Here is a 26446-nt window from a genome sequence, read left to right as displayed (position 1 = left end):
CCCGCCGCGAGGCCCGGCGCGACCCCTCCCGCGGCGCCGACCGCGGGGCTGCCCGGCCGCGCCAGCAGTCCGGCCCGCGCGAGGTGCCGCCGCCGCTGCAGGGCGGGCAGGAGGGCACCGTCAAGTGGTTCAACGCCGGCAAGGGCTTCGGCTTCATCGCCCCCGACGACGGCAGCGCCGACGTGTTCGTGCACTTCTCGGCCATCCCCGACCGCGGTGGCTACCGGGAACTCGACGAGGGCCAGCGGGTGCAGTTCACCACCAGCCAGGGCGACCGCGGCCCGCAGGCCGACCAGGTCGAGCCGCTCTGACCCCGGCCGCCCACCGCCGGGGTCAGCCCCGGCGGTGCAGGCGGACGTGCAGCTCCCGGACCCGCGCGGACAGCTGCTCGTCCGGGCCGTCGACCGGGGTACCCGGGGCCACCGCCTGCACCGGCAGGGTGGCCACGGGCCCGGGCGCGACGCCGAGCTCGGCCAGCCACTGCGCGAGCTGGGCCGAGGAGCTGGCGTAGACGATCCGGCCGAGGCCCACCCAGGCGTGCGCGGCCGAGCACATCGGGCAGTGCTCCCCGGAGGTGTAGACGGTCGCGGCGGGTCGCTGGTCGGCGGGCACGTGCTCGGCGGCCCAGCGGGCCAGCTCGAACTCCGGGTGCCGGGTGGCGTCGCCACCGGCAACCCGGTTGCGGTCCTCGGCCAGCACGGTGCCGTCGGCGGCCACCAGCAGCGAGCCGAAGGGCTCGTCGCCGGCGTCCAGGGCCTCCTCGGCCAGCTCGACGCAGCGGGCCAGGTGGGTGCGGTCGGTGTCGGAGAGGGTCACGGGGCCACCATCCCGCCCTCGACGGCGCTGCGCCGGGCGGCGTCCAGCACACGGGCGGTCGCGACGGCGTCCCGCGGGTCGACCGGCACCGGACCGCGGCCGCGGACGGCGTCGGCGAAGGCCGGGTAGAAGGTGTTCCACGCGCCGCGCTCGCTGGGCACCTCGACCGAGGTGGCGCCGGTGTGCAGCCGGCCCCACGCCTCGCGCGGTTCGGTGCCCCAGTCCGCCGGGTCGACCCCGGCCAGGGACGCCGCCTCCTGGCCGTCCATCGCACCCAGCCCGCGCTCGTCGGTCCCGGTGCCGACCACGTAGCTGGCCGCCGAGCCGGTGACCCGCAGCCGCGGACCGGGGGCGCCCTGCCGCCAGCTGCCCTGCAGCACCGACCGGGCGCCGCCGGCGTGGTCGAGGACCACGAGCACGTCGTCGTCCAGCCCGGACTCCCGCTCCGACCAGCGGGCGAGCACCCCGGTCACCGGCCCGAGCAGCACCAGCGCCTGGTCGACCAGGTGGCTGCCGAAGTCGCGCAGCGTGCCGCCGCCGGCCGCGCCGGGGCCCGGGCCCGGGGCCCACCGCTCGAACCGGGACTCCAGCGACCGCACCTCGCCCAGCGCGCCCTCGGCGACCACCCGGCGGACGGTGAGGAAGTCGGCGTCCCAGCGGCGGTTCTGGTAGGGCGACAGGGCCAGGCCCGCTGCGGCCGCCCGGTCGACCGACGCCTGGGCCGCGGCGGCGTCCATCGCGAACGGCTTGTCGCAGACGACGGCGAGGCCCAGGTCCAGGGCCGCGTCGGTGAGCTCGCTGTGCGTGCCGGCCGGGGTCGAGATCGCCACCGCCTCCGCGCCGGCGTCGGCGAGGGCCTGCAGGGAGTCGAAGCAGGCGGTGCCGGGGTGGTCGGCGGCCACCTGCGCGCGGCGCTCGCCCGACGTCGTCACCACCCCGAGGAACTCCACCCCCGCGGCCGCGGCCAGCAGCGGGGCGTGGAAGAACCGCCCGCCGAAGCCGTAGCCGACCAACCCGAACCGCACCGCACCGGAGTCCACGGCGGGGAGTCTGCCGGGTCCCCGGTCAGCAGGTCAGGTCGTGGTCCAGCAGCCGGCCGTCCAGCTCGGTGACGAACTGGGCGAGGACGACCTCGCCGCCGGCGGTCAGCGACGGCGACGCGCACAGCTGCGCCGCACCGGACGCGTCGGTGGCACCGGCCAGCCAGCTGTCGAGGCCGTCCAGCGAGGACCCCGGCGGGACCCAGCCGACGATCTGCGCCCACTGCTGACCGCTGGAGTACAGCCCGACCCGCGCACCGGTGGCGGCCAGGTAGTCGGCCATGCCCTCCAGGGTCGCCCGGTTCGCCGCCCCGGCCGCGGCCGAGCCGGTCTGCCAGGTGTTCTCGGTCTCGACGTCCAGCCACCAGGTGAGCTCACCGGGGGCCAGGGGGACGCCGGCGCGCGCCGCGGCGGGCAGCAGGAACGCGTGGATGTCCACCGCCGCGCGGGTGCGGCCGTAGACGTAGGAGCAGGCCGGCCCCGGGCCGCCGTCGCACGTGCCGTAGGGGCTGTCGCCGCTGCCGGGCCAGGTGCTCACCGCGTCGCGCACCTGGCCGGGGTTGGCGGTGTTCACGTAGACCTGCACCGGCCCGAGCCCGGCGGCCCAGGTGAGCTGCTGCTCCAGGCAGGGGTTGACCGTGGTGGCCAGGCCGCCGTTGACGCCCACGACGCCGAAGGCGGCCACGGCCGGCAGCGGCTGGTCGCACTGGGGGTAGGACACGTCGTAGCCGACCCCGCCGTCCCCGGGTGCCGCGGCCGCGGCGCCCGGCGCGCCCAGCGCACCGACCACCAGCCCCGCCAGCACGGCGAGGGCACCCCGTCGAGCCCGCATGGGCGGGAACGGTACCGCGCCGACGGGAGGGGGTGGCGAAACGGTTGAACGTTTGACTACCATGGGGCCATGCACATCGGCATCGACAGCTTCGTCGCAGCGGTCACCGACCCGACCACCGGGGAGGCAGTCGGGCCGCAGCAGCGGATGGCCCACCTGCTCGAGGAGATCGCGCTGGCCGACCAGGTCGGGCTGTACTCCTTCGGCATCGGCGAGCACCACCGGCCCGAGTACTACGACTCCGCGCCGGCGATCATCCTGGCCGCCGCGGCCGCCCGCACCGAGCGGATCCGGCTGGGCAGCGCCGTCACCGTGCTGTCCGCGGCCGACCCGGTCCGGGTGTTCCAGCAGTTCGCCACGCTGGACCTGATCTCGGGCGGGCGCACCGACCTGGTCGTGGGCCGCGGCTCGTTCACCGAGGCCTTCCCGCTGTTCGGCCTGGCCCTGTCGGACTACGACTCGCTGTTCACCGAGAAGCTGGAGCTGCTGCTGCAGATCCGGGAGTCCGAGCGGGTCACCTGGTCGGGGCAGCACCGCCCCGCCCTCACCGGCCAGGGCGTGTACCCCCGCCCCGCGCAGGAGCAGCTGCCCATCTGGGTCGGCGTCGGCGGCAGCCCGGAATCCTTCGCCCGCGCCGGTCTGCTCGGCCTGCCCCTGATGGTGGCCATCATCGGCGGCGAGCCCCGCCAGTTCGCCCCGCTGGTCGACCTCTACCGGCGCGCCGGCGCCCAGGCCGGGCACGCCCCCGAGCAGCTGCAGGTCGGCCTGCACGTGTTCGGCTACGTCGCGGAGAGCACCGAGGCCGCCGCGGACACCATCTACCCGGGCTGGCACGAGATGTTCGCCAAGATCAGCCGCGAGCGCGGCTTCCGGCAGCCCACCCGCGCGCAGTTCGACGCCACCTCCGGCCCGGACGGCGCGTTCTTCATGGGGTCGCCGCAGACGGTGGCGGAGAAGATCCGGCGGATCTCCGACCAGCTCGGCGGCGTGGACCGGCTCTCGGTGCAGATGACCAACCCCCGGCTGGCGCACGCCGACCTGCTGCGCGGGATCGAGCTGCTGGGCACCGAGGTCGCGCCCCTGGTCGCCGACGCCTGACCCCCGCGGGTGAAGGCGGGGGGCGCCGCTCAAGGGGCGCCCCCGGCCCGCCGACATCCGGTCCGTGTGGACTCGGAACCGACCGTCCGCCCGGGGACGCCGGGGGACGCCGCTGTGGGCGCTGCTCCTGGTGCTCGTGCTGCTCCCGCTGAGCAGCCTGACCGCCTTCGCGGTGGTCCTCGCCGCTCGCGCGGCCGACTCGGCCGAGGCGTCCACGCAGGCCGCGGACCAGGTCCGCGCCTACGGACAGCTCGCCCGCGCCTCCGCCGCCGTCGACCAGGAGCTCCTCGTCCTGGTCGTGGCGGCGGCCCTCGATGCACCCTCCGCGCGCGCCGCCCTCGGCATCACGCCGGGGTTCTCCGCCCTGGTGGCCGACCAGGTGAGCGAGGCCGCCGACCGCGTCCGGACCGAGACCGACACCCAGCTCGACCGGGCGGCCGCCCTGCCGGCGGCCGCCGGCGCGGCGCGGGCCGCCCAGGAGCAGGTCGCCGAGCTGCGGGCCGCCCTGGACTCCGCGACGTCCCCGGACCCCACCACTCTGCGGGCCGGCTGGACCGGCGTCTCGGCCCGCCTGCACGAGCGGCAGAACGCCATCGTGGTGTCCGCGGCGAGCGCGGCCACCAGCACCGGCACCGTGGCCGCCATCCGCGACGTGCGGTTGCTCGCCGACCTCACCGCGACGCTCAGCCCCGACGTCGTGGACTACCTGGGGTGGCTGCTGTACGCCGACACCCCGGTGGGCCCCGAGCGGCAGTGGGACTGGCTGCTCTCGCACGGCGCCGTGGCCCTGGCCCGGGGCTCGCTGACCACGCTGACCGACGCCGGTCTGCGGGCCGAGGCCCTCGCGCTGGCCGGCACCCCCGAGGCCGTGCTCGTCGACGACGTGCTGACGCGGGCGGCACGCGGGGGTGACGGGGTGCGCAGCCTCCTCGAGCTGCAGAGCACGGTGCTCGCCGCGGCCGCCCTCACCCAGCAGACCAACCAGGTGCTCGCCGACGCCGTCGACGTCGCTGCCCGGTCGGCCGCGGCCGACGGCGACCGGGCCGCGGCCGAGCGCGACACCACCGCGGTGGTGGCCGTGCTGGCCGTGCTCGGCACGGGTGCCGTGCTGGCCCTGGTGGGCCGGCGGGTGACCCGCGCGCTGCGGCGGTTGTCCGACCAGGCCGACGAGGTCAGCCAGGGCCGGCTGGTGGACGTCGACGTGGCCGGGCCCCGCGAGGTCCGCTCGGTCGGCCGCGCCCTGGGTGCTGCGGTCGGCAGCCTGCGCCGGGTGCAGGCCCAGGCCCGCGCCGTGGCGCGTGGCGACCTCGCCGACCCGGTCCTCGACGAGCCGCTGCCCGGCCCGCTGGGCGAGGTGCTGCACGCCTCGGTGGAGCAGCTGGTCACCTCGCTGCGCCAGCGGGACCGGCTGCAGACCGCGCTGAGCCACCAGGCCGCGCACGACCCGCTCACCGACCTGCCCAACCGCGCCCGGGCCCTGGAGCTCACCACCGCGGCGCTGCACCGGGCCCGCCGGGCCGGTGCGGCCACCGGCCTGCTGTTCGTCGACCTCGACGGGTTCAAGGGCGTCAACGACCGGGCCGGCCATGCCGCCGGCGACGCGGTCCTGCAGGCGGTCGGCGCCCGGATGCGCGAGCAGGCCCGCGCCGGGGACACCGTCTGCCGGCTGGGCGGCGACGAGTTCGTCGTGCTGGTGGAGGCCGTCTCCGACGTCGCCGAGCTGGTCGCCCTGGGCGAGCGGCTGGTGGCCGCGGTGTCCGAGCCGCTGGTCGTGGCCACCGCCAGCGGCCACCGGCCGGTGGCCGTGGGCGCGAGCGTGGGGGTGGCGGTCGCGCAGGACGGCGAGGTGGACGGCGACGAGCTGCTCGCCCAGGCCGACGCCGCCGTCTACCGGGCGAAGCACTCCGGTCGCGGCCGCGTGGAGGTCTTCGACGACCGGTTGCGGGCGCACATGGACGAGCGCCGGGACGTGGAGGAGGCCCTGCGCCGCGGCCTGGCCGAGGGGGAGGTGCACGTGCTGTACCAGCCGGTGCTCGACGTGGCCTCCGGCGACCTGGTCGGGTTCGAGGCCCTGGCCCGCTGGGACCGCCCCGGCGCGGGCCTGCTCAGCCCGGACGCGTTCGTCCCGGTGGCCGAGCAGTCGGACCTGATCTGCGAGCTGGACCGCTGGGTGCTGCGCTTCGCGGTCGACCAGCTCGGCGCCTGGCGGGACGGCGCCGGGGGCGACAGCGACGTCCGGGTGGCGGTCAACCTCTCGGCCCGCACCCTCAGCGACCCCCGGATCACCGACACCGTGGTCGCCACCCTGGCCTACGCCGGGGTGCCGGCCCGCTGCCTGGTGCTGGAGGTGGCCGAGTCCGCCGTGGTGGAGTCCCCGGTGCTGCTCGCCCAGCTCGCCGCGCTGCGTGCGGTGGGGGTGTCGGTGGCGCTGGACGACTACGGCACCGGCACCACCTCGATCGGTGCCCTGCGGCACCTGCCGGTGGACACCCTCAAGGTCGACGGCCGCTTCCTGTCCACCGACCCCGCCGACCAGCGGCTGGTCGCGCTCATGGTGGCCACGGCGCACGCCAGCGGACTGACCGTGGTCGCCGAGGGCGTGGAGGACGCCGAGGCCCTGGGCCGGCTGGCGTCCGAGGCCTGCGACGCGGCGCAGGGCTTCCACCTCTCGGCCCCGCTGCCGGCGGCGGAGGCCGGTCGGCTGTTCGCCGCCGGCGTGCCGGTCGCCTGAGGCGCAGCACGGGCCCGGCCCCGCGGGGGACCGGGCCCGTGCTCCGTGCGCGGTTCAGGCGGTGGCCTTCTCCCCGGCGGCCGGTGCCGCCGTCGAGGTCCCGCCCAGGGCCCGCTCGACGACGTCCCCGAGCACCTCGGACAGCCAGGCCAGCAGCGCGCCGCCGACCAGCGAGATGGCCGTCGCCCAGAACAGCCCGCCGTTGCCGAAGAAGCACGCCGCGCCGATGAAGGCACCGGGGATGAACGCCAGCGGCTTCACCCCGGCCTGGACGCACATCGCGAACGCCCCGATCGCCACCATCAGCCCCAGCACGGCCGGCGAACCGGCCGCGCTGATCCCCAGGGTGGCCTTCAGGATCAGCCACCCCCACACCAGCCCGCTGAGCGTGGAGCCCAGCGTCGACACCAGGCCGGCGGTCCGGCCCCCGGCGGCGTAGAACACCGCCCAGGCGGCGAACCCGACCCACACCACGAGGGGCGCGGTGAGCGACCCGATGGCCGTGATCGACCCGGCGACCCAGGTGAACAGCCCGGCGAGCACCCCGATGGAGATGCCGAGGGCGACGAGACGCTTCATCGCGTCCCTCCCTTTCAGGGAATGAGGATGGCGCGGCCGCGGACGCGGCCGTTGTCCAGGTCCTCGACGGCCGTCTGGAAGTCGTCCAGGCCGTACTTCTGGGTGTGCAGCGTGACCCGGCCCGCGGCGGCCAGCGCCATGAGCTCGACTAGGTCGTTGTAGGAGCCGACCAGGTTGCCGATGACGTTGACCTCGGTGGAGACCAGGTCGATGGTCGGGACGTCGACGTTCTCGCCGTAGCCGACCACCGAGTAGTCACCGGCCCGCCGCGTCATCGCCAGGCCCTCCTTCGTGGAGCCGTTCTCGCCGACGAAGTCGACGACGACCTCGGCGCCGTGCCCGTCGGTGAGCTCCAGCACCTGCTCGACCTGGCTGCCGTCGGCCAGCACGCCCCGGTCGGCGCCGATGGACTCCGCGAGCTTCAGCGCGTCGGGGTTGCGGTCGATGACGATCAGCTCGGCCGGGGTCAGCGCCCTGGCCACCTGGATGCCGATGTGGCCCAGCCCGCCGGAGCCGATCATCACCAGCCGGTCACCCGGGTGCAGGCGGCGGGCCGCCTTGGCCACCGCGTGGTAGGCGGTGAGGCCGGCGTCGGCCAGCGCCGCCACGTCGGCCGGCTCCAGGGCGTCGTCGATCTTCACGCAGCTGCGGGCCGAGGTCTTCAGGTACTCGGCGTAGCCACCGTTGGTGTCGATGCCGGGGAAGGCCGAGTTCTCGCAGTGCACGTCGTCGCCGAAGCGGCAGGCGCGGCACAGCCCGCAGGTGATGAGCGGGTGCAGGATCACCTTGTCGCCGGGGGCGACGTTGGTGACCGCCGAGCCGACCGAGTCGACCCAGCCGGCGTTCTCGTGGCCGATCGTGTACGGCAGCTGGACCTGGCTCTTCTCGGCCCACTGGCCCTCGAGGATGTGCAGGTCGGTCCGGCAGACGCCGGCGCCGCCGATCTTGACGACGACGTCGTGCGGACCGGTCACCTCGGGCTTGTCGACATCGGTGAGCTCGAGCTTCTGGTGGTAGCCGGTCACGCGGACGGCCTTCATCGGAGCACCTCCAGGGGCAGGGTCGTGTCGATGGACGGCCGGAAGACCTGGTCGGCCTCCGAGCCGGGGTAGCGGGTGGTGAGCAGGCCGCGGCAGAAGTGCGCGTTGCCGTCGACGGAGACGCGCACCGACCGGGCCTTGCGGAACGTGAGGGCGACCTGATCGGGCGCCGGTGGGGTGCCCTCGGGGGTGAGCAGCACGAGCGACGCCGGGTCGGTGGGCAACCCGAGCGCCGTGCGCCTGGACAGCAGGGAGTCGGTCTCCTTCCCGGCGGGGAGGTCACCCAGCCGGACGGCGGCGACGTCGTCCTCGGTGCGGGCCGGGTCGGCCCGCACCCAGCTGGTGAGCACCCGCTCCATCGCGGCGGTGTGCGCCTTGCGGTGGAAGGTGGCCCGCAGCTCGTCGAGGGAGTCCTCGGCCTCGTGGCCGAAGGTGCCGCGGTAGTCGGCGTCGGCGGCCAGGCCCGCGTTGATCAGGTCGGAGTCGTGGTGGTCGTCGAGCTCGATGACCACCCGGCCCACCCCCGGGACGCCGCGCACGGCGTCCCGGGCGTCGCTGACCATCAGCCAGGCGAAGTTGGGCGCGCAGAACGAGGTGGGCAGCCGCAGGTGCACCTCGACGTCGGCACCGTCGACGGCCACCGAGCGGACGAAGCCGAGGTCGGTGATCGGCTCGTCCAGCTCGGGGTCGACGACGCTGCCCAGCGCCTCGCGGACCGCTGCCTCGGTGACGCCCGTCAGGACCGCCGTCATCAGGCCATCGCCAGGTTCTTGTCGGCGGCGTCGGGGTCGCGCGGGCCGGTGTCGGTGGCGTCGGCCTCGGCCACACGGAGGTTCTCCGGCACCGGGATGTCGTAGAGCTCGGCGGCGTTGAGGCCGAGCACCTTGCGCTTCTGGTCGGTGCTGATGGGCGCGTACTCGGTCATGTCCTCGGGGATCTGGAAGTCCACGAACTTCTCGACCAGCCACTTCGGCGTCCACAGCGCGTAGTCGCTGGAGAACAGGATCCGGTCCTCACCGATCCAGTAGAGGAGCTCACCCATGATCTGGGCGAAGTAGCGCGGCCGGGTGTGGATGAAGGGGATGGCCACCGCCAGGCCGCCGTAGACGTTGGGCTCCTGGGTGGCGATCCAGCAGAAGTCCTCCAGCCGCGGCAGGCCGACGTGCTCGACGATGAAGTTCAGGTCGGTGAAGTCGGTGGCCACGTGGTCCACGTCGGCGACGTCGAAGGCGTCGCGGTCCAGCGGGCGGATGGTGGGGCCCTTGTGGATGTGGATGTTCCTGATGCCGAGTTCGCGGCAGGCCTCGAAGTACTTGTAGGCCATCGGGTCGTGCAGCTTCCAGCCGCGGCTGTCGCCGTGCCAGTCGGCGGTGTAGAGCTTGACGCCCTTGAGGTGCATGCGCTCGGCGTTCTCCCGGAGCTTGTCCAGCCCGGCCTCGCCGTCGCGGGGGTCCCAGTAGTGGTTGTAGGTCAGCTTGTCCGGGTGGGCCTGGGCGAGGGCGAAGGCCTCCTCGGTCTGGCCGAAGCCGTTCCTGTAGAACTCGCCGAGCCGGGCCGGCTGGAAGATCGCGTGGTCGACGATGCCGTCGGCGAAGACGTCGCGCATCAGCCGCTCGCCGCCCTGGTAGAGGTACTCCTCGTAGCCCCAGACCTCGGACTCCGGGGACAGGTTGCGGTGGTAGTCGTAGAAGCAGTCGATGAACTGCTTGCCCTGGACGTTGAGCTGGTTCTCGGGGCGGGCGTCCCAGAGCGCGATGTGCGCGTCCACGACGAAGTAGTCGTTGCCGTCCTTGCTGTACACGGTTCCTCCTGCGGTGGGAGCTGGGTCACGCTCGGGGCCGACGCTAGGTCGGGGTGGCGGGGTGCTGACCTGGCCATGTGTCTCACTTTGAGACGCGGGTCACTGCAGGTAGGTTGGGCGCCACTGACCCGGGGGGTGCGCGTGGACCACGATCTGGACGCTGTCCGTCCCCGGGTGCGCGCCTCGTGGGCGCGCAGCGAGCGCTACGGCGTCTCGCCGGAGGAGGTCGAGCCGGTCTTCACCGGCGACGTCGACACCGGGTCGCTGTTCTTCCGTTGCGGCGCCGAGGTCCTCGGTGCACTGCACGACACCCTGGGCACCGAGCCGGTCGGGCTGATGATGACCGACCACGAGGGACTGGTGCTGGCCCGCTGGTCGGTCGACGGCGACATGGTCCGGTCGCTGGACCGGGTTCACCTGGCCCCGGGCTTCTACTTCGGCGAGCGGACGGCGGGGACCAACGGGCTGGCCCTGGCGCTGGCCGACCGGGCGCCGTCCCTGGTGCGGTCGGGCGAGCACTTCGTGGCCCCGCTGCGGCGCTACACCTGCGCGGCGGTGCCGGTGCTGGACCCGCGGTCGGGGGACCTGCTCGGCAGCATCAACATGACCACCTGGTCGACCGGGCACTCCGACCTGCTGCTCGCCCTGGCGCAGTCGGCCGCGGGCAACACCGCGGCGCTGATGCAGTCCCGCGCCGGCGGAGCGCTGGCCCGGCCGCAACCGCGCGGGGAGGTCTTCCACGTGGTCACCGACCGGCTGGCCGCCGGCGACGTCGCCTCCTCCCGGGCCTGGACGGGTGCGGTCGGTGCCGCCCGGGACGCGGTGCGGGCCGGCCGGCTGGTCACGGTGGTGGGGGAGCCGGGGACCGGGAAGTCGGCGGTGGCCGCGCTGTCCCGCCACGCCCTGGCCCGGCGGGAGCGGGTGCTGGTGGCCCGCCCGCCCGGGGCCGCGGACGTCGACGCGTGGCTGGCCCTGTGGGTGCCGGCGCTGGCCGCGCCGGACACCTGCGTCGTGGTGGCGGGTGCGGACACGTTGCCGGCGTGGGCGGCCGACCAGCTGGCGGGTGCGGTACGGCCCGGCGCGGTGCCGCCCCTGGTGCTCACCGCCGGGTCCTTCGACGGGCTGCCCGACCGGCTGGCCGGGCTCGTCGACGCCGTCGTGGAGGTGCCGCCGCTGCGGCACCGCCCGGAGGACGTCGTCCCGTTGGCCCGGTCCTTCGCCCGCGAGCTCCGGCACCGCGACGTGCAGTTCACCCCGCGCGCGGTGCGGGCGCTGGAGGGGCACCGGTGGCCGGAGAACGTGCGCGAGCTGCGCGCCGTCGTCCGGGAGGCGGCCGGCCGCACCGACGTCGTCGACCTCGCGCACCTGCCGCCGTCGGTGCTGACGTCGGGCGGGCGGGCGCTGAGCCGCCTGGAGCAGCTGGAGCGGGACGAGATCCTCCGCTGCCTGACCGTGCCGGGCGCGACGGCGGTGCACGCGGCGGAGGAGCTGGGCATCTCCCGGGCGACGCTCTACCGCAAGATCCGCCAGTACGACCTGCAGATCCCGGGTCGCTGAGCCGCCACCTCCACGTTGACCATGCAGAACGGCAACGGCGGCGCGCCGTGGAGCGGCGTGGTGGCGTTGCCGAACTGCAGGGTCAACGGCGGGGGAGGGCGAGAGCGGCCACGAGACCCGCGGCGAGGACGGCGGCGGTGACGCCGAAGGCGAGCTGGTAGTCCACCGCGTCGGTCAGCGCGCCGGCGGCCAGCGGGCCCAGGATGCCGCCGAGGTCGGAGGCCATCTGGAAGACCGCGACCACCCGGCCGCCGCGGGCCGGGCTGACGTCGGCGACCAGGGCGGCGGGGGCGCTGGCGAGCAGGGAGGCCCCGAGACCGAAGACCGCCATGGAGACCAGGAAGACCGCGGTGCTCGGCGGGCCGGCCAGCAGCGCGACGGAGCCGGTGGTCAGCGCGCTGCCCAGCACCAGCGAGGGGCGGCGCCCCCACCCGTCGACCAGCCGGCCCGAGCGCAGCAGGCCGGCGGCCTGGGCGACCGAGCCGACCAGCAGTCCGGCGCCGGCCCAGGCGACGGTGCGGCCGAGGTCCTCGGTGACGTAGAGCGGGACGAGGGAGTTGCGGACGCCGAACAGCATCCACCCGACTCCGAAGTTGACGGCCAGCGCGGCGACGTAGGCGCGGTTGCGCAGGGCGGCGGCAAGCGGCAGCGGAGGAGCGGACTGCGGCGTGTCCGTGGTCGGGGTCTGCGTGGCCGGTGCGCGCAGCATGGCCAGGGCGACGGCGCCGGCCAGCAGCAGGAAGCCGGCGTAGAGCAGGAACGGCAGGCGGGGGGAGAGGGCGGCCAGCAGTCCGCCGGCGGCCGGGCCGACGATGCCGCCGAGGATGAACCCGCCCTGGAAGGTGGCCGCCGACCGGCCCCGGTGCTCGGGCGGGGCGACCCGCAGCAGCAGGGAGAGCGCGGCGACGGTGAACATGGCGCTGCCGACACCGCCCGCCGAGCGCAGCGCGAGGAACGCGGGGAAGTGGTCGACCAGCCCCGCGGCGCCGGTGGTGAGCGCGACGACGACCAGGCCCGCGGTGAGGACCAGCCGTTCCCCGAACCGCTCCACCAGCGCGCCGCCGCCGAAAGCGGAGACGAACCGGAAGAACGCGAAGGAGCTGACCGCGAGCCCGACCGCGGTGCCGCCGACGCCGAAGGACCGGACGTAGATGGGGATGGCGGGGGCGACGATGCCGAACCCGAGGGCCACCACGAACGCGACGACGGCGAGGACCTTGACCTCGCGGGGCAGCGGTTCCCGACCCCCGTCCGTCACCGCCGGATGGTCGCACGTGCTCAGCCGGCGCTCAGCGACGGTGCGGGTCAGGTCCCCGACCAGGGCGGCAGGTCCAGATGGACCGTCTCGCCGTCGACGAGCCGAACGGTCAGCCGCCGCGCGTCCGGGGGTGGTGTCGGGCGGGAGCGGAGGACGTAGCGCCACGGGTCCTCGGGGTGGCCGGTCTCCGCGCTGGTCCAGGCGTAGCGGGTGCCGACGTCGTCGCGCAGCTGGACCTGCGACGGGGAGAAACCCTCGGCGGGGAAGGCCGGAGGTTCGCCACCGGGGGCAACTTCCCAGGCGTCGAGGGCGGCTCGGTAGCCAGCGGCGGCTGCGTCGGCGACCGGCCCTGCGGCCGACACGGTGACGGTGACGTGGTTGGCCACCTCCACCTGAAGCAGCCGGATGACCAGGCCCCCTGGAGTCCGCAGCACGTCCCGGGGCTCGTCGAGCAGACGCTGTCGGGGGACCTGGCGGACGGTGACGAGGAAGACGTGGTCGGGATCGCTGAAGTCGGCGTGGACCAGCCCGGGGTCGAGGAGCTCGCGGTACTGGTCGGCTTCCTGGCGGTGCTCCCCGTCGAACCCGAACACCTGCGTGGCGCGGTCGAGGTCCACCATGCCGCGCACCGTAGCGGCGGTGCCGGCTCAACGGCGCCCGGCGCTCTCCCCTCCGTCGACTCAGAAGGGGGCCGGGTCGGCGGCGGGGTCGTGAGGTGGTGAGGGTGGGCTGATCAGGTCGAGGACGTGGTCGATGCCGGGTGGCCGGGTGGTGAGGGTGGTGCCGCCGGGGGTGGTGACCACGAGGGTGCCGTCGGGGTCGAGGGTGAAGGCCCAGCCGGGGGCGTGGGTCTTGAGCCGGTGGTGGTGCCGGCAGAGCAGGGCCAGGTTGTCGACGCTGCTGGGTCCGCCGGTAGCGGGGTCGTGGTGGTCGTAGGGGACGACGTGGTCGGCGTCGCAGGTGGCGGCGGGGCGGCGGCAGCCGGGGAAACGGCAGTGACGGTCGCGGGCTCGCAGGTAGCGGTACTGGGCTGCGGTGGGGGTGTAGCCGTCGGTCGGGTGTGGGGGTCCGAGGCCGGTGCCGGTGCGGGCGGCGGTGGCCAGCTCGGCCGGTGAGGCGACGGCGAGGACCCGGCCGCGGTCGGTGAGGGCGAAGGTGAGGTCACCAACGGCGGGGTCGGTCAGCCCGAGGGCGTCGACGGTGCGCTGCAATTCCCTCACCGCGGCTGGGGTGACCGGGGAGCCGTTGACGTCGCCCACCCCGCCGCTGTCGTGCCGGCCGCTGCCGTGCACGACGGGGTCCGAGGGGGAGGTGTCCTGGGCAGAGGCGTCCTGCGCAGCTGGCTCGGGGTGCGATGGATCCGGGGCAGCCGTCTCGGGCTGGGACGGTGTATCCCCGGCAGGTCTGTCGGTGGCGGCGGCGCTGGCGTGGCCCGGTTCGTCGGCGGCGATGCCGGTCGAGCTGCCAGCGGTCGGTCCGGCGTCGTCCTCGGCGGGATGGCCGGTGCTGATGGCCTCCTCACCGTTCGGCTGCTCACCGGTCGCCTGGGTGTCGGTGGTGGGGTCGTCGGCGGTGACGAGGTCGCGCAGGGCGGTGAGCTGGTCGGGGTCGACGGGGTCGCGCAGGTCGGCGGTGATGGTGACGTGGGCGACCCCGGGGTCGGGCCGCTCCCAGGGACGGATGAGCAGGGCGTCCATGACCGCGACACGCAGCGCGCCCAGCGGTCGCCGGTCGCCGTCGGCCTTGAGCTTGCGGGCGTAGGCGGTCAGCTGGGCCCGGATCAGCGCCGCGCGTTCGGCGGGGACGCCGGTGGCGTGCAGGTCGACGGTGCCATCGCCGGTGGGGGTGCTGGTGACGTCCCCGGCGCGCACCCTCGTCTCCCGGCGTGCGTCGGCGGCGTCGGGGTCGGCGGCGACCAGCCCGGCCTGCAGCCGCCCGCGCAAGGTGGTGGATAGGCAGCCCCGCTCGGCCCGGCCGATGGCGCGGGCGGCCAGGGCGGTGATGTCCTCGTCGGCGTGCGGCCCGCCCACCCCGGCGGCCTGCCACCGCAGCTCCTGCACGATGACCCGGGCGCGGGACTCGTCGATGCGGCCATCGGCCAGGGCGTCCCAGACATCAGGCAGCTGACGGACCAGCACCAGCGCGTCAGCCACCAGGTGCCGGGCAGAGGCGACGCTGCAGCGCAGCAGCACGGCGACCTCGTCGGGCAGGAAATAATCGTCGGCCTGCGCACCCAGGTCATCGCCGCCGCCGACGTCGGTGCGGGCACCCGGCAGCAACGGCAGCCGGTGCCGGGCACCCAGGGTGGCCTTGCGCTCGATCAGCCCGGCCTCGTAGGCCGCCAGCTCGGACCGCTTGGCCCGGACCGAGGCCAGCTCGTCGTCCAGCGCGGCGCCCTCGAGCCCGAACAGGGCCGCCGACTCGGTCAACGGGGGCACCGGGGGGATCGGGGGCAGATCCGGTTCGACCCAGCCCTCCGGGGTGAACCGGGTCGTCACCGCGACCGCGAACCGCCCCTTCAACGCCATACCAGCACTTCACCACGGGGGTACGACAATTCGGGCCCCGTGAGCAGCGGCTGCACCGATGGGGAACTGCTCGAGCCAGGTCGGCCCCGCCGACTCCCACCGCGGGACGCATGCAGGGTGCAGGATGCGGTACCCGACCGCACCGGAGGTGCCTCCTGTGACCGAGCAGCTGCAGGACCGCGACGGAACCGCCCTGCTCGGCGTGCGGGCCGCCCTCGGGGGATTGCTGACCGGCGGGTTCGCGGCCTGGGCGTACTACGGCGACACCTACAGGGAGCTGTCGCACACCTTCGGCCTCTGGATCCTGCTCGTGGTCCTGGTGTCCGCCCGCCGGCCGTGGCGCCCCGCCGTCGTCGCGTCCACGACCGGACTGGCCGCCGCCGTCACCGCGTTCTACGTCGGCAAGGACGTCATGTACGCCGTCGAGTACCCGGGCATGCCGTACTCGGTGAACCTGGCGGTCCTGACCCAGTGGCTGGTCCTCGCCTGCATCGCCGGCCCGCTGCTCGGGTGGGTGTTCTCCCACATCGGCCGCGCGGACCTGCCCGGCACCCTCGCCACCGCCGCGGCGGCGGGGCTGCTGGTCGCCGACGCCGCGCGCCGGACCATCACCTACTCACCTGATCCCGCCGTGCTGCTGCTCGCCGCGGTCGGCATCGTGGTGGTGCTGGTCCTCGGCGCCCGCTCCCGCCGCCAGCTGCTCGCCGTCCTGGCCTGCGCCGTGCCGTGCGCGCTCGTCGGCACCGCCCTGGTGTCGGCCCCCGACCTGCTGGAGCAGCTCCTGCTGTAGCTCAGCGCCAGAAGAGGTGGTGCACGGCCCGGCCGGTCGGGCTCGGCACCTCCTCGTGCTGGTAGCGGTCCTCCAGCTCGGACGGCGAGGTCCACAGCCGGGACCCGGCGCCGATGGTCACCGGCGCGACCGCGACGTGCAGGGTGTCGACCAGGCCCGCGTCCAGGAACGCCCGCACCGACGCCGCGCCCCCGCCCAGCCGGACGTCGAGTCCCCCGGCCGCCTCGGTCGCCTGCGCCAGCACCTCGTCCGGCGTCCCGGACACGAAGTGGAACGTGGTCTCCCCGAGGGTGAAGGAGGGCCGCAGGTGGTGGGTCCACACGAACACCGGGGTCCGGAACGGTGGCTCGTCGCCCCACCACCCCTGCCACGACAGGTCGGTCCACGGCCCGCGGTGCGGCGAGAACTTGTTCGCGCCCATGATCTCGGCACCGATGCCGTGCGCGAAGTCCCGCGCGAACAGGTCGTCCAGCCCCCGGGTGCCGCTGCCGTCGGAGCGCCCGGGGAAGGAGGCGGTCGGGAAGAACCACGACATGAGCTCGCCGGGGTCCGCCGTGCCGAACGGCCGTTCCCGGCTCTGGCCCTCGCCCGAGCCGTAGCCGTCGGCGGACACCGTGAGGTTCTGCACCCGGAGCACGGCACCATCCAACCCGTGAGCGCGCCCTTCCGCACCGTCCTGCTGCCCGGTCGCCACCACGTCCTGACCCGGTTCCAGGCCGACTACCTGCACGCCCTGCTGGCCGGCGGGTGCACCGACACCGAGGGCGAGCCGGTCGCGGTGGCCGAGGACGCCGTCGTCGTGTGGGCGGTCACGTCGGCCAACCACCGCGGCACCCGCCGCAACCCCGTCCCCGCCGCCCGTCGGGAGGCCGCGATCGAGCGGTTCGCCCTCGCCGAGGGCATCGAGAGCCTGGTGGTCGGGGTCGTCGACGTCGCGCCCACCGACCGGTTCGCCGAGCTGACCATCAAGACGGTCGCGCACGAGACCGGCGGACGCCGCACCCCGACCCCGGCCGACACCGTCGTCGCCTGTTCGACCGCCGCCGTCACCGCGATGTACCGCGCCCTGGGCCACCGCGTCGTCCCGGTCGAGGCCGGCGCCGACGGCGAGCCCGCCCGGCCCTGGGACGTGCTCGGGATGCTCGTGGCCGGCGACGAGCGCTGGCGGGAGCTGGCCCACCCGGCGACGGTCTCGGTGCTGGACCGCTACGGCCTGGTCGAGGCCATCGCCACCATCAGCACCGACCCCGTCGTCGGGGACGAGGGCGGGCTCACCGCGACCCGGGAGTACCGCTCCTACATCGCCGCCTTCGAGTCCGCCGCGCAGCGCAAGTGGGACCAGGCCCGGCCCTGGGTCCGCCCGGGCCGGATCGTCGACATCGGCTGCGCCACCGGCGCGATGCTGGAGCTGGCCGCCGCCGAGCCGACGTTGCACGAGTCGGACCTCTTCGGCGTCGAGGTCGCCCGGCACCTGTTCGACGAGTGCGAGCACCGCAGGGCCCAGGGCGCGTTCGCGGCCAACCCGAACACGTTCTTCGTGCAGGCGAACGTGCTCACCGGGCCGGTCTTCCCGCCCGGCACCGTCGACACCACGACCACCTTCGCGCTCACCCACGAGATCTCCAGCTACGGCGACGGCGTCCCCGCCCTGCAGCGGCTGGCCCGCGAGATCGCCCGGCACACCGCGCCCGGCGGGGTGTGGGTGAACTCCGACGTCTGCGGCCCGGCCGGCGGGGACCGGCGGGTCCGGCTGCGGCTGCGCACGGACGACGGGACGGCGCACGCCCCGGTCGACCTGGCCGCCCTGCCCGACCCGCAGGCCCATCTCGAGGCCCTCTCCACCCGGGCCCGGTTCGACCAGTTCGCCGTCGACTTCCGGGCGAACGCCGGCGTCGCCTACCCCGTCGACACCGACGGCGACGACGTCCTGCTCTCCCTGGCCGACGCCATGGAGTTCCTGACCAAGCGCAGCTACACCGACAACTGGCTCAGCGAGACCCACGAGCGGTTCTGCGACCTGGACGGCGACGGCTGGGCGCGGCTGGTGACCGACGCGGGCTTCGAGGTCGACCCCCGCTCGGGGCCCTGGCGCAACGAGTGGCTGGTGGAGAACGTGCTCGCCCCGGTCGCCCAGCTGCTGGACCCGGACACCGGCGAGCAGATCGACTGGCCCGACACGCACATCCTGCTCGTGGCCCGGCTGCCCGAGAGCCCCTAGGCCAGGGCCAGGGTCAGCTCCAGGACCGTGCGCGGGTCCTCGAGCCGGTCGCCGTAGAGGTCGCGCAGCTGACCCATGCGGTAGCGGACGGTCTGCGGGTGCACGAACAGCTCTGCGGCCACCGCCTCGCGGCGGCCGTGGTGCAGCAGCCACGAGCGCAGCGTCTCGGTGAGCTTCTCCCGAGAGCTGTCCGACAGGTCCTGCAACGGGGCGAGCGCCGCGGCGCGCAGGTCGGCGAGGGCGTCCTCGTCGGCGTGCAGCACCAGCTCGCACAGCCGCTGCTGGGTGTCCACCGCCGGGCCGTCCCCCACCCCGCCCAGCTCGGCCACCCGGGTCGCGCGGCGGTGCGAGGCGGCGACGTCCCACCAGGGCCGGGGCGGGCCGACGACGGCCTCGCGGCCCTCCAGCGCCCGCAGCAGCGCGGGTCGCCCCGGTCCCTCGACGTCGGGCACCAGCAGGACGGCGGGCTCGTCGTCCCCGGGCTGCAGGGTGGCCGGGTCCAGCACGGCCAGCGCGCCGCGCACCCGCCCCCCGGGCACGAGGACGGCGGTGAGCGTGCGCGGCGGGGTCCACCCGGCGCGTTCGGCAGCGGCCACCAGCTCGTCCTGCGGCGCCCCGGCGAGCAACCGGAGGCCCAGCTTGTCCAGCTCCCGCGCCCGGGCCCGGCCGGTGGTCTGCAGCTCCTCGGCGTGGCCCGAGACGCTGGCCGCGGACAGGGCGTCGATGTAGGCGAACACCAGCTCGGCGAAGCGGGCCAGCTGCGCCGCCGACAGCCCGGCGGCCACCGCCTCCTCCGCCAGCCCGCGGAAGGCCACCCGGGCCCCGACCCGGAAGGCGCCGAGCAGCGCGTCCATCGATCGCCCGCCGCGTGCCTCGCCCCGGCCGAGCTTGTAGGAGGCGTCGAGCGCGGGCTGGATGGGGGTGTCGGCGGCCGCTGCGCCGCGGGTGGTGGCCAGCTCCAGGAACCCGCCCAGGGCCAGCTGCACGGCGTTGTCGATGATGGCGCTCATGCCGTCGGAGTAGGCGCCGGCGTAGGCCGGTACCTCCTCGACGATGGCCGCGACCGTGTCCTCGGCGACCTTCGGCAGGCCCCTCCTGATGGACCGGGCGACGTCCACGGACAGCGTGGTCGGCTTGGTCACCGGGACGTCCTCCCTGCTCCGGAGGTTCCCGGCATCGTTGTTCGCGAAGAGTGAAAACATACTCCCCGATTCACGTCCACGGCACAGGATTCCTCCCGGATGATCAGGCACAGTTAGTTGCATGACCTCGACCGGACCCCGCCTGGGCCTGCGCGACCGGGTCTCCCGTCTCGTGGAGGCGGCGACCACCCCGTTGCTGCCCCGGGACTACCTGGACCTGTTCGCCCCCCTGCGCAGCGGGGCCGACCTGCGCGGCAAGGTCGTGGCCAAGCGCCACGAGACCGCCGACGCCGTCACCGTGGTCATCAAGCCCGGTCGCGGCTGGCGCGAGCACGTCCCCGGCCAGTACATCCGCATCGGGGTCGACGTCGACGGCGTCCGCCAGTGGCGCGCCTACTCGGTGACCTCCGACCGCGCGGCCACCGACGGCACGATCAGCATCTGCGTGAAGGCCATCCCCGACGGGAAGGTCAGCACCCACGTCGTCCGCGAGCTGCAGCCGGGCACCGTCGTCCAGCTCGACCAGGCCACCGGTGAGTTCACCCTCCCCGAGGCCCGGCCGGCCAAGGCGCTGTTCGTCACCGCCGGGTCCGGCATCACCCCGGTCATGGGCATGCTGCGCAACCACCTCGACGAGCTGCCCGACGCCGTCCTCGTGCACTCGGCCCCCACCGCCGAGGACGTCGTCTTCGGCGACGAGCTGCGGGCCATGGCGGCCGCCGGCCGGCTGCGGCTGGTCGAGCGGCACACCGAGCGCGACGGCTTCCTCAAGCCCGCCGAGCTCGCCGAGCTCGTCCCCGACCTGCACGAGCGGACGACGTGGGCCTGCGGCCCGGCCGGCCTGCTCGAGGCCCTCGAGGAGCACTGGGCCGCCGAGGGCATCGCCGACCGGCTGCTGATCGAGCAGTTCCGCCCGCGGGTGCTCGTCACCGGCGAGGGCGGCGCGGTCACCTACAACCAGACCGGTACCACCGTGGAGTCCGACGGCGCGACGCCGATCCTGGACGCCGCCGAGGAGGCCGGGCTGATCATGCCCAGCGGCTGCCGGATGGGCATCTGCTACGGCTGCGTCCTCCCGCTGCGGGAGGGCGCCGTCCGCGACATCCGCAACGGCGAGCTCACCGTTGCCGCCCCCGGTGACGGCGTGCTGGTGCAGACCTGCATCAGCGCCGCCGCCGGCGCCTGCGACATCGACCACTGACCCCCGACGACGAGGAGACGAACGTGACCGTCCTGCAGAAGAAGGCCGACAACCCCGTCGCGCACCTGTCCGCCGAGGACATCGAGGAGATCGGCCGCCGGCTGGACGCCATCCGGCAGGAGGTCGTCGACAGCCGCGGTGCCGACGACGCCGCCTACATCCGCCGCGTCATCGACGTCCAGCGCAAGATCGAGCTGGCCAGCCGCGCGGTCCTGCTGCTGAGCACGTTCCCCCCGGCCTGGGTCCTGGGGACGGCGGGCCTGAGCGTGGCCAAGATCCTCGAGAACATGGAGATCGGCCACAACATCCTGCACGGCCAGTGGGACTGGATGCGCGACCCGAAGATCCACTCCACGACGTGGGAGTGGGACATGGCCAGCCCTGCCGAGCAGTGGAAGCACTCGCACAACGAGCTGCACCACACGTACACCAACGTCGTCGGCAAGGACAACGACCTCGGCTACGGGATCATGCGGGTCGACGAGGACCAGAAGTGGATCCCGCTGTACCTGGCGCAGCCGCTGTGGAACTTCGTCAACGCGTGCTTCTTCGAGTACGGCATCGCCGCCTACGACCTGGAGCTGGGCAAGAACCTGGCCACCAAGGAGCGGCGCAGCGACCCGGCGTTCAAGGCCGCCGCCAAGCAGGTGCTGAAGAAGATCCGCAAGCAGGCCACCAAGGACTACCTGGTGCACCCGGCGCTGTCGGGCCCGAGCTTCGTGCCGACCCTGGCCGCCAACTTCGTGGCCAACCTGGTGCGCAACCTGTGGTCGCACTCGGTGATCATGTGCGGGCACTTCCCCGAGGGCGTCGAGACCTACGAGAAGACCTCCATCGAGGGCGAGACCCGCGGTGAGTGGTACCTGCGCCAGATGCTGGGCTCGGCCAACATCTCCGGCTCCAAGGCCATGCACGTGATGACCGGCAACCTGTCCCACCAGGTGGAGCACCACCTGTTCCCGGACCTGCCGAGCAACCGCTACGCCGAGATCGCGCCGAAGGTGAAGGCGATCTTCGACGAGTACGGCCTGCGCTACCACACCGCGTCGCTGCCCAAGCAGGTCGCCAGCGCCTGGCACAAGGTCTTCCGGCTGTCGCTGCCCAACGGCTGGATGTCCGCGACCACCGCGAAGAACGCCCCGCAGCAGGTGGCGCAGCTGTACAAGCTGACCACCGGCGGCCCGAAGGTGCGTCGCGCCTACGACCGCAAGCAGCGTGCGCAGGCAGAGCAGGCCCTCGCCGCCTGATCGGCCGCACGCAGAACGGCCCCCACCCGAACCGGGTGGGGGCCGTCGTGCGTCGGGGCTCAGAGGTGCAGCAGCGAGCCCTGCTCGTCGTGGGCGTGCGCGGTCGGGTCGTCCAGCCACACACCGCCGTCGGCGAGGTAGCGGAAGCGGACGGGCTCGCCGGCGGGCAGCTTCACCACGACGCTGCGGGTGCCGTTGCTGCGCTTCTTCAGCGTGTGGGTGCCGGGCGTCCAGCCGTTGAAGTCGCCGACGACGGAGACCGGGCCGGGCACGGCCTGCTCCTCGAGGGCGAAGGTGACGGCGACGTCGGAGGGGGACTTCTTGAGACGGATCACGGTGCTCTCCGGGGGTGCGGTGGGCGCGGGGTGGTGTCGGTCCGGGCTTCGGCGGCCGGTCCTGCGGGGTGCCCACGAACCTAGGGACGACGGCGGGACCGGTCCGTTCGCCACACCGGAGTGGGACCCGAGTGACGGATGGGGAACGCCGTCTACCGTCGCGCCCCGTGACCCTCGTCGTGGAGCCCGCCCGGGAGACCGACTGGCCGGCCATCGCCGACCTCACCGTCTCGACCTACACCTCGCAGGGCTGGGCCGGCCCGGAGTACCAGGTGCAGCTGGCCGACGTCGCCGGCCGGGCCGCGAAGTCGGAGCTGCTGGTGGCCCGGCTGGACGGCGTCCTCGTGGGCAGCGTCGCGCTGGTGCTGGACGGCGAGTTCGGCGAGGTCACCGAGGGCCCCGACGAGGCCGCGTTCCGGATGCTGGTGGTCGACGCGACGGTGCGTGGACGGGGCATCGGCGAGGCGCTGGTCCGCGCGTGCCTGCAGCGCGCCGCCGCGGCGGGGAAGACCACGGTGGTGCTGTCCACCGACCCCCGGATGCACGCCGCGCACCGGCTCTACGAGCGGCTGGGGTTCACCCGGCTGCCCGAGCGGGACTGGTCGCTGCTGCCCGGCATCGACCTGCTGGTCTACCGGCTCGGGCTCTAGAAGGCGTAGCGCACCGTCAGCCAGGGCGCGTGCTGGGCGACGAGCGCGCGCAGCCGGGCCACCGCCGCCCGCTTCACGTCGGCGCGGTAGCGGACGTTGACCTGGCCGTTCTGCGAGACCTTGGGCTCCTGCAGGTCCGGCCGCCACAGCGCCGCCTCGGCCTGCGGGTGCCAGCCCAGGTTGACCTCGTGCAGCGCCTCGTTGTGCGTCAGCATGATCACCTCGGCGGCGGCCTGGTCGCGGGTCGCCGGTGCCAGCACGTCGGACAGCTGCTGCAGCAGCGCCGTCCAGTCGGCCTCCCAGCCCTCCCGCAGGACGACGGGGGACAGGTTCAGGTGCACCTCGTAGCCGGCCGCGACGAAGTCGTCGGCGGCGGCGATGCGGTCCGCGACCCGGCTGGTGCGGATGTCCAGCAGCCGGGCGTCGACGTCGGGCATCACGGAGAACCGGATGCGGGTGCGCCCGCGCGGGTCCAGGTCCAGCAGTGACCGGTTGACCCACTTGGTGGCGAAAGACGCCTTGGCCGTGGGCAGCTCGGCGAAGGTGGCGACCAGGTCGGCCACGTTGTCGCTGACCACGGCGTCCACGGAACAGTCGCCGTTCTCGCCGATGTCGTAGACCCAGGCGGCCGGGTCGCACTGGTCGGGCTCGGGCTTGGGGCCCAGCTTCGCCACGTGCCGGCGCAGGTGGGCGGTGATCTGGTCGATGTTGGTGAAGACGGTGATCGGGTTGGCGTAGCCCTTGCGGCGCGGCACGTAGCAGTAGGCGCAGGCCATCGCGCACCCGTTCGCGGTCGACGGCGCGATCCAGTTCGCCGACCGGCCGTTCTCCCGGGTGGCGATCGACTTCTTGACCCCCAGCACCAGGTTCTCGGTCTTGACCCGCACCCAGCGGTCGACGTTGCCCGCGTTGCCGTGCAGCTCGGGCACCGCCCAGTGGCTGGCCACCTCGACGACCTCCGCGGCCGGGAACCGGGCCAGCACCTGACGGCCCCGCGGCGAGGCCGCGGCGGCGGGCTCGGCCCAGATCCGCCGGACGTCGAGCAGCGGGTGCTCGACGGGGACCTCGGCGGCGGCCTCGAGGTCGTCGAACAGGCTGGGCTGGGTCACCGGGACCAGCATGCCACTGCGGCCGGGTCCGTTCCGGTGCCCGGTGTGGGACAGCTACCATCCCGCGGGTGTCGGCGCTCGTGGTCTGCGAGTCGCTGGTCCGCATCCACCGGTCCGGGTCGGTCGAGGTGCAGGCGCTGCAGGGCCTGGACCTGGTGGTCGACGACGGCGAGGTGCTCGCCGTCGTGGGGGCCTCCGGGTCGGGCAAGTCCACACTGCTGTCGGTGCTGGCCGGGTCCGACGCCCCCACGGCCGGCCGGGTCGTCGTCGGCGACTGGGACCTGACCGCGCTGTCCCGGGCGGACCGGGTGACCTACCGCCGCTCGGTCGTGGGCCTGGTGCGGCAGCAGGCGTCGCAGAACCTGGTGCCCTGGCTGACCGCCGCGGAGAACGTCGGCCTCCCGCTGGCCCTCGCCGGGGCACCCCGCCGTGGCCGGGCCGCCCGCGTCGCCGAGCTGCTGGATCTGGTCGGCGTGCCGCACGTAGCCGACCGCCGGCCCGCCGCCTGCTCGGGCGGGGAGCAGCAGCGGGTCGCCATCGCCGTCGCGCTCGCCAACGCCCCCGCCGTCCTGCTGGCCGACGAGCCCACCGGCGAGCTGGACACGACCAGCTCCCAGCAGGTCTACGGGGCGCTGCGCCAGGTCAACCGGGACCTGGGGACCACGGTCGTGGTGGTCACCCACGACGCCACCGTCTCCGACCAGGTCGAGCGCACCGTGGCCATCCGCGACGGCCGCACCTCCAGCGAGGTGCTGCGCCGGCCGACCGACGACGGTGCCCCGGTGGTCGCCGAGGAGTTCGCGGTGCTGGACCGGGCCGGCCGGCTGCAGCTGCCCGCGGACTACCGCGCCGCGCTGGACCTGACCCGCCGGGTGCGCCTCACCCTGGAGGCCGACCACGTCGCCGTGCACCGGGACGCGGGCGCCCGGTGACCCCGCTGGTCGAGGTGGCAGACGTGCACCGCACGTTCGGCCGCGGCGCCGCCGCGGTGCACGCGCTGCGCGGCGTCTCGCTGACCGTCGCCCCCGGCGAGCTGGTCGCGCTGGTCGGGCGCTCCGGCTCGGGCAAGACGACGCTGCTCAACCTGGTCGGCGGCCTGGACCGGCCCGACACCGGCACCGTGCACGTCGCCGGCACCGACGTCGGCGCGCTGGACGACGACGGCCTGGTCGCCCTGCGCCGCGACGTCGTCTCCTCGGTCTTCCAGACCTTCGGCCTGGTGCCGGTGCTCACCGCGGCCGAGAACGTCGGCGTCCCGCTGCGGCTGCGCCGGGTCCCGGCCGCCGAGCGGGAGCAGCGGGTGGCCCGGTTGCTGGACCTGGTCGGGCTGACCCCGCACGCCACCCAACGACCCGACGAGCTCTCCGGTGGCCAGCAGCAGCGGGTGGCCCTGGCCCGGGCGTTGGCCGCCTCGCCCCGGCTGTTGGTCGCCGACGAGCCCACCGGTCAGCTGGACCGGGAGACCGGGCTGGCGGTGATGGCGCTGGTCCGTGGTGTGGTGGAGGCGGAGGGCGTGGCCGCGCTGGTGTCCACGCACGACCCGGTGATGGTGGCGCTGGCCGACCGGGTCGTGCACGTCGTCGACGGGCAGCTGGTCGAGGGGTGACGCTGCTCGCGCGGAGCCGGGCCCAGCGCGGGCTGCTCGGCGTCGTCCTCGTCGTGCTCGTCGGCGGCCTGGTCGTGCTCGCCTGCTGCGCGCTGCTGCTCACCGCGGGCGCCGACCGGGCCCGGCAGTCCGCGCTGGCCGGCACCCCCGCGGAGGACCTGCGGGTCGACGTCGAGCTGACCGACCTGCCGGCCGACCCGGCCGCCGACGCCGCGGCCGCCGGCGCCGAGCTGGCCGCCGCGCTGGCCCCGCTGGACCCCCGGACCAGGACCTGGACCACCTCGACGCTGCGCGACCTGCCCGCCGGGCCGGACGGACGGCGGCTGGGCTGGTTGGCCGGCGTCGACGACCTCACCGCCCGGGCCGACCTGGTCGCCGGCAGCTGGCCCGGTGCACCCGCGGGTGGGGCGTGGCCCGCGGCGTTGCCGGTGGCCGCGGCCGAGGCGCTGGATCTGCAGGTGGGCGATGCGGTGGAGCTCGCGCCCAGCACCGGGCTGGAGGGCGCCGCCGACACCGCGCCGGTCACCGTGCAGGTGGTCGGGCTCGTGCAGCCCCGTGCGGGGGCGTGGGACCTGGACCGGCTCGACGGCGCCGGCACGGTGCCCGACCTGGAGTTCGGCGTCTTCGGCTCGGTGCGGCTGCCGGCCGCGGGGCCCTTCCTGGTCGACCCGGCCACCCTGCTCGCCGCCGGGCCAGGGGTGGAGCGGGTCGCCCTGCGCGCCGCCCCGGACGCCGTCGCCGCCCCCGCCGACCTGGCCGACCGGCTGGCCGGCCTGCCCGGCGCGGTCCGGTCGGCCACCCAGGGGACCAGCCGGGTGGTGGACCCGCTGGCCGGCACGCTGGCCGACGTCGCCGACCAGCAGGCGGC

Annotated in this window: 26 protein-coding genes; 12 read left to right on the top strand and 14 right to left on the bottom strand. The window is 74.8% G+C overall.

Going from position 1 to position 26446, the window contains the following annotated elements:
* Positions 1 to 95 precede the first annotated feature (95 nt).
* A complete protein-coding gene (locus NH342_RS13110) occupies positions 96 to 311 on the top strand; it encodes a cold-shock protein (protein WP_253015322.1) in 216 nt (71 codons plus the stop codon).
* Positions 312 to 333: 22 nt separating this feature from the next.
* On the opposite strand, the gene NH342_RS13105 is transcribed toward NH342_RS13110, so the two are convergent.
* Genes NH342_RS13105 through NH342_RS13095 form a run of 3 tightly spaced genes read right to left on the bottom strand, consistent with a single transcriptional unit; the run spans position 334 to position 2688 of the window.
* Complete coding sequence (locus tag NH342_RS13105) at positions 334 to 816, bottom strand: nucleoside deaminase (RefSeq protein ID WP_253015321.1); 483 nt, start codon at positions 814 to 816, stop codon at positions 334 to 336.
* Positions 813 to 1856, bottom strand: a complete 1044-nt coding sequence (locus NH342_RS13100; RefSeq protein ID WP_253015320.1) for a Gfo/Idh/MocA family oxidoreductase — start codon at positions 1854 to 1856, stop codon at positions 813 to 815. The genes NH342_RS13105 and NH342_RS13100 overlap by 4 nt, the downstream gene beginning before the upstream one ends.
* Before the next feature lie 25 nt (positions 1857 to 1881).
* The gene (locus tag NH342_RS13095; RefSeq protein WP_253015319.1) at positions 1882 to 2688 is read right to left on the bottom strand and encodes a hypothetical protein; all 807 of its coding nucleotides are present in this window, start codon (positions 2686 to 2688) and stop codon (positions 1882 to 1884) included.
* A 69-nt stretch (positions 2689 to 2757) separates the two neighbouring features.
* Here NH342_RS13095 and NH342_RS13090 point away from each other — a divergent pair, with 69 nt between their 5' ends.
* Together NH342_RS13090 and NH342_RS13085 are read left to right on the top strand one after the other, a co-directional pair.
* Positions 2758 to 3786 carry an Atu2307/SP_0267 family LLM class monooxygenase gene (locus NH342_RS13090; protein WP_253015318.1) on the top strand — a complete coding sequence of 343 codons (1029 nt, stop codon included), beginning with the start codon at positions 2758 to 2760 and terminating at the stop codon, positions 3784 to 3786.
* Positions 3787 to 3916: 130 nt separating this feature from the next.
* On the top strand, positions 3917 to 6517 hold the full coding sequence (locus NH342_RS13085) for an EAL domain-containing protein (RefSeq protein ID WP_253015317.1): 2601 nt from the start codon (positions 3917 to 3919) through the stop codon (positions 6515 to 6517).
* Positions 6518 to 6571: 54 nt separating this feature from the next.
* Here NH342_RS13085 and NH342_RS13080 read toward each other — a convergent pair whose 3' ends face one another.
* The 4 genes from NH342_RS13080 to NH342_RS13065 are packed head-to-tail and all read right to left on the bottom strand — an operon-like array spanning position 6572 to position 9937.
* Entirely contained in the window at positions 6572 to 7096 is a 525-nt protein-coding gene (locus NH342_RS13080) for a DUF1097 domain-containing protein (protein ID WP_253015316.1), read from the bottom strand.
* Between the two features lie 14 nt (positions 7097 to 7110).
* Complete coding sequence (locus NH342_RS13075; RefSeq protein WP_253015315.1) at positions 7111 to 8136, bottom strand: NAD(P)-dependent alcohol dehydrogenase; 1026 nt, start codon at positions 8134 to 8136, stop codon at positions 7111 to 7113.
* Positions 8133 to 8888 (bottom strand): metal-sulfur cluster assembly factor, encoded by a 756-nt coding sequence (locus NH342_RS13070; protein WP_253015314.1) that lies wholly within the window; start codon positions 8886 to 8888, stop codon positions 8133 to 8135. The genes NH342_RS13075 and NH342_RS13070 overlap by 4 nt, the downstream gene beginning before the upstream one ends.
* Positions 8888 to 9937, bottom strand: a complete 1050-nt coding sequence (locus NH342_RS13065; RefSeq protein ID WP_253015313.1) for an amidohydrolase family protein — start codon at positions 9935 to 9937, stop codon at positions 8888 to 8890. Before NH342_RS13065 ends, NH342_RS13070 begins: the two co-directional genes overlap by 1 nt.
* A gap of 141 nt (positions 9938 to 10078) precedes the next feature.
* Between NH342_RS13065 and NH342_RS13060 the strand changes: the two genes are divergently transcribed.
* The gene (locus tag NH342_RS13060; RefSeq protein ID WP_253015312.1) at positions 10079 to 11494 is read left to right on the top strand and encodes a helix-turn-helix domain-containing protein; all 1416 of its coding nucleotides are present in this window, start codon (positions 10079 to 10081) and stop codon (positions 11492 to 11494) included.
* Between the two features lie 82 nt (positions 11495 to 11576).
* Here the strand turns inward: NH342_RS13060 and NH342_RS13055 are convergent, their stop codons facing one another.
* Genes NH342_RS13055 through NH342_RS13045 form a run of 3 tightly spaced genes read right to left on the bottom strand, consistent with a single transcriptional unit; the run spans position 11577 to position 15280 of the window.
* The gene (locus tag NH342_RS13055) at positions 11577 to 12752 is read right to left on the bottom strand and encodes an MFS transporter (RefSeq protein ID WP_253015311.1); all 1176 of its coding nucleotides are present in this window, start codon (positions 12750 to 12752) and stop codon (positions 11577 to 11579) included.
* A gap of 47 nt (positions 12753 to 12799) precedes the next feature.
* A complete protein-coding gene (locus tag NH342_RS13050; protein ID WP_253015310.1) occupies positions 12800 to 13372 on the bottom strand; it encodes a hypothetical protein in 573 nt (190 codons plus the stop codon).
* Between the two features lie 60 nt (positions 13373 to 13432).
* Positions 13433 to 15280 (bottom strand): DUF222 domain-containing protein, encoded by a 1848-nt coding sequence (locus NH342_RS13045; protein ID WP_253015309.1) that lies wholly within the window; start codon positions 15278 to 15280, stop codon positions 13433 to 13435.
* Between the two features lie 157 nt (positions 15281 to 15437).
* Between NH342_RS13045 and NH342_RS13040 the strand changes: the two genes are divergently transcribed.
* On the top strand, positions 15438 to 16070 hold the full coding sequence (locus tag NH342_RS13040; protein WP_253015308.1) for a DUF6518 family protein: 633 nt from the start codon (positions 15438 to 15440) through the stop codon (positions 16068 to 16070).
* Position 16071: 1 nt separating this feature from the next.
* Here NH342_RS13040 and NH342_RS13035 read toward each other — a convergent pair whose 3' ends face one another.
* Positions 16072 to 16707 carry a dihydrofolate reductase family protein gene (locus tag NH342_RS13035; RefSeq protein ID WP_253015307.1) on the bottom strand — a complete coding sequence of 212 codons (636 nt, stop codon included), beginning with the start codon at positions 16705 to 16707 and terminating at the stop codon, positions 16072 to 16074.
* A 15-nt stretch (positions 16708 to 16722) separates the two neighbouring features.
* On the opposite strand from NH342_RS13035, the gene NH342_RS13030 reads away from it, so the two are divergent.
* Complete coding sequence (locus NH342_RS13030) at positions 16723 to 18288, top strand: class I SAM-dependent methyltransferase (protein ID WP_253015306.1); 1566 nt, start codon at positions 16723 to 16725, stop codon at positions 18286 to 18288.
* On the opposite strand, the gene NH342_RS13025 is transcribed toward NH342_RS13030, so the two are convergent.
* Positions 18285 to 19430 carry a CdaR family transcriptional regulator gene (locus NH342_RS13025; protein ID WP_253015305.1) on the bottom strand — a complete coding sequence of 382 codons (1146 nt, stop codon included), beginning with the start codon at positions 19428 to 19430 and terminating at the stop codon, positions 18285 to 18287. The genes NH342_RS13030 and NH342_RS13025 overlap by 4 nt on opposite strands.
* A gap of 121 nt (positions 19431 to 19551) precedes the next feature.
* Here NH342_RS13025 and NH342_RS13020 point away from each other — a divergent pair, with 121 nt between their 5' ends.
* Together NH342_RS13020 and NH342_RS13015 are read left to right on the top strand one after the other, a co-directional pair.
* On the top strand, positions 19552 to 20631 hold the full coding sequence (locus NH342_RS13020) for a ferredoxin reductase (RefSeq protein ID WP_253015304.1): 1080 nt from the start codon (positions 19552 to 19554) through the stop codon (positions 20629 to 20631).
* 23 nt (positions 20632 to 20654) lie between these two features.
* Positions 20655 to 21878 carry an acyl-CoA desaturase gene (locus tag NH342_RS13015; RefSeq protein ID WP_253015303.1) on the top strand — a complete coding sequence of 408 codons (1224 nt, stop codon included), beginning with the start codon at positions 20655 to 20657 and terminating at the stop codon, positions 21876 to 21878.
* Positions 21879 to 21937: 59 nt separating this feature from the next.
* Here the strand turns inward: NH342_RS13015 and NH342_RS13010 are convergent, their stop codons facing one another.
* Positions 21938 to 22213, bottom strand: coding sequence for an isoamylase early set domain-containing protein (locus NH342_RS13010; protein WP_091062206.1), 276 nt, complete (start codon positions 22211 to 22213; stop codon positions 21938 to 21940).
* 167 nt (positions 22214 to 22380) lie between these two features.
* On the opposite strand from NH342_RS13010, the gene NH342_RS13005 reads away from it, so the two are divergent.
* Positions 22381 to 22863, top strand: coding sequence for a GNAT family N-acetyltransferase (locus NH342_RS13005; protein WP_253015302.1), 483 nt, complete (start codon positions 22381 to 22383; stop codon positions 22861 to 22863).
* Here the strand turns inward: NH342_RS13005 and NH342_RS13000 are convergent.
* Entirely contained in the window at positions 22860 to 23972 is a 1113-nt protein-coding gene (locus tag NH342_RS13000; RefSeq protein ID WP_253015301.1) for a spore photoproduct lyase family protein, read from the bottom strand. The two genes, NH342_RS13005 and NH342_RS13000, sit on opposite strands and share 4 nt — an antisense overlap.
* A 68-nt stretch (positions 23973 to 24040) precedes the next feature.
* On the opposite strand from NH342_RS13000, the gene NH342_RS12995 reads away from it, so the two are divergent.
* From NH342_RS12995 to NH342_RS12985, 3 genes are all read left to right on the top strand, one after another.
* Positions 24041 to 24904 carry an ABC transporter ATP-binding protein gene (locus tag NH342_RS12995; protein WP_253015300.1) on the top strand — a complete coding sequence of 288 codons (864 nt, stop codon included), beginning with the start codon at positions 24041 to 24043 and terminating at the stop codon, positions 24902 to 24904.
* Between the two features lie 23 nt (positions 24905 to 24927).
* Positions 24928 to 25578, top strand: a complete 651-nt coding sequence (locus tag NH342_RS12990) for an ABC transporter ATP-binding protein (protein ID WP_253015299.1) — start codon at positions 24928 to 24930, stop codon at positions 25576 to 25578.
* A partial coding sequence (locus NH342_RS12985) for a hypothetical protein (RefSeq protein ID WP_253015298.1) occupies positions 25575 to 26446 on the top strand: 872 nt, incomplete at its 3' end. The genes NH342_RS12990 and NH342_RS12985, both read left to right, overlap by 4 nt.

The sequence above is a fragment of the Klenkia sp. PcliD-1-E genome (assembly GCF_024124375.1).
In the GTDB taxonomy this organism is placed as follows: domain Bacteria; phylum Actinomycetota; class Actinomycetes; order Mycobacteriales; family Geodermatophilaceae; genus Klenkia.
This window is presented reverse-complemented; position numbering and strand designations above follow the sequence as displayed.

What these genes read in the sequence shown, in the direction of transcription:
- NH342_RS13095 (WP_253015319.1), bottom strand. Translation starts at nt 2,688, where the DNA reads ATGCGGGCTCGACGGGGTGCCCTCGCCGTGCTGGCGGGGCTGGTGGTC.
- NH342_RS13045 (WP_253015309.1), bottom strand. Translation starts at nt 15,280, where the DNA reads ATGGCGTTGAAGGGGCGGTTCGCGGTCGCGGTGACGACCCGGTTCACC.
- NH342_RS13070 (WP_253015314.1), bottom strand. Translation starts at nt 8,888, where the DNA reads ATGACGGCGGTCCTGACGGGCGTCACCGAGGCAGCGGTCCGCGAGGCG.
- NH342_RS13050 (WP_253015310.1), bottom strand. Translation starts at nt 13,372, where the DNA reads ATGGTGGACCTCGACCGCGCCACGCAGGTGTTCGGGTTCGACGGGGAG.
- NH342_RS13090 (WP_253015318.1), top strand. Translation starts at nt 2,758, where the DNA reads ATGCACATCGGCATCGACAGCTTCGTCGCAGCGGTCACCGACCCGACC.
- NH342_RS13020 (WP_253015304.1), top strand. Translation starts at nt 19,552, where the DNA reads ATGACCTCGACCGGACCCCGCCTGGGCCTGCGCGACCGGGTCTCCCGT.
- NH342_RS13075 (WP_253015315.1), bottom strand. Translation starts at nt 8,136, where the DNA reads ATGAAGGCCGTCCGCGTGACCGGCTACCACCAGAAGCTCGAGCTCACC.
- NH342_RS13080 (WP_253015316.1), bottom strand. Translation starts at nt 7,096, where the DNA reads ATGAAGCGTCTCGTCGCCCTCGGCATCTCCATCGGGGTGCTCGCCGGG.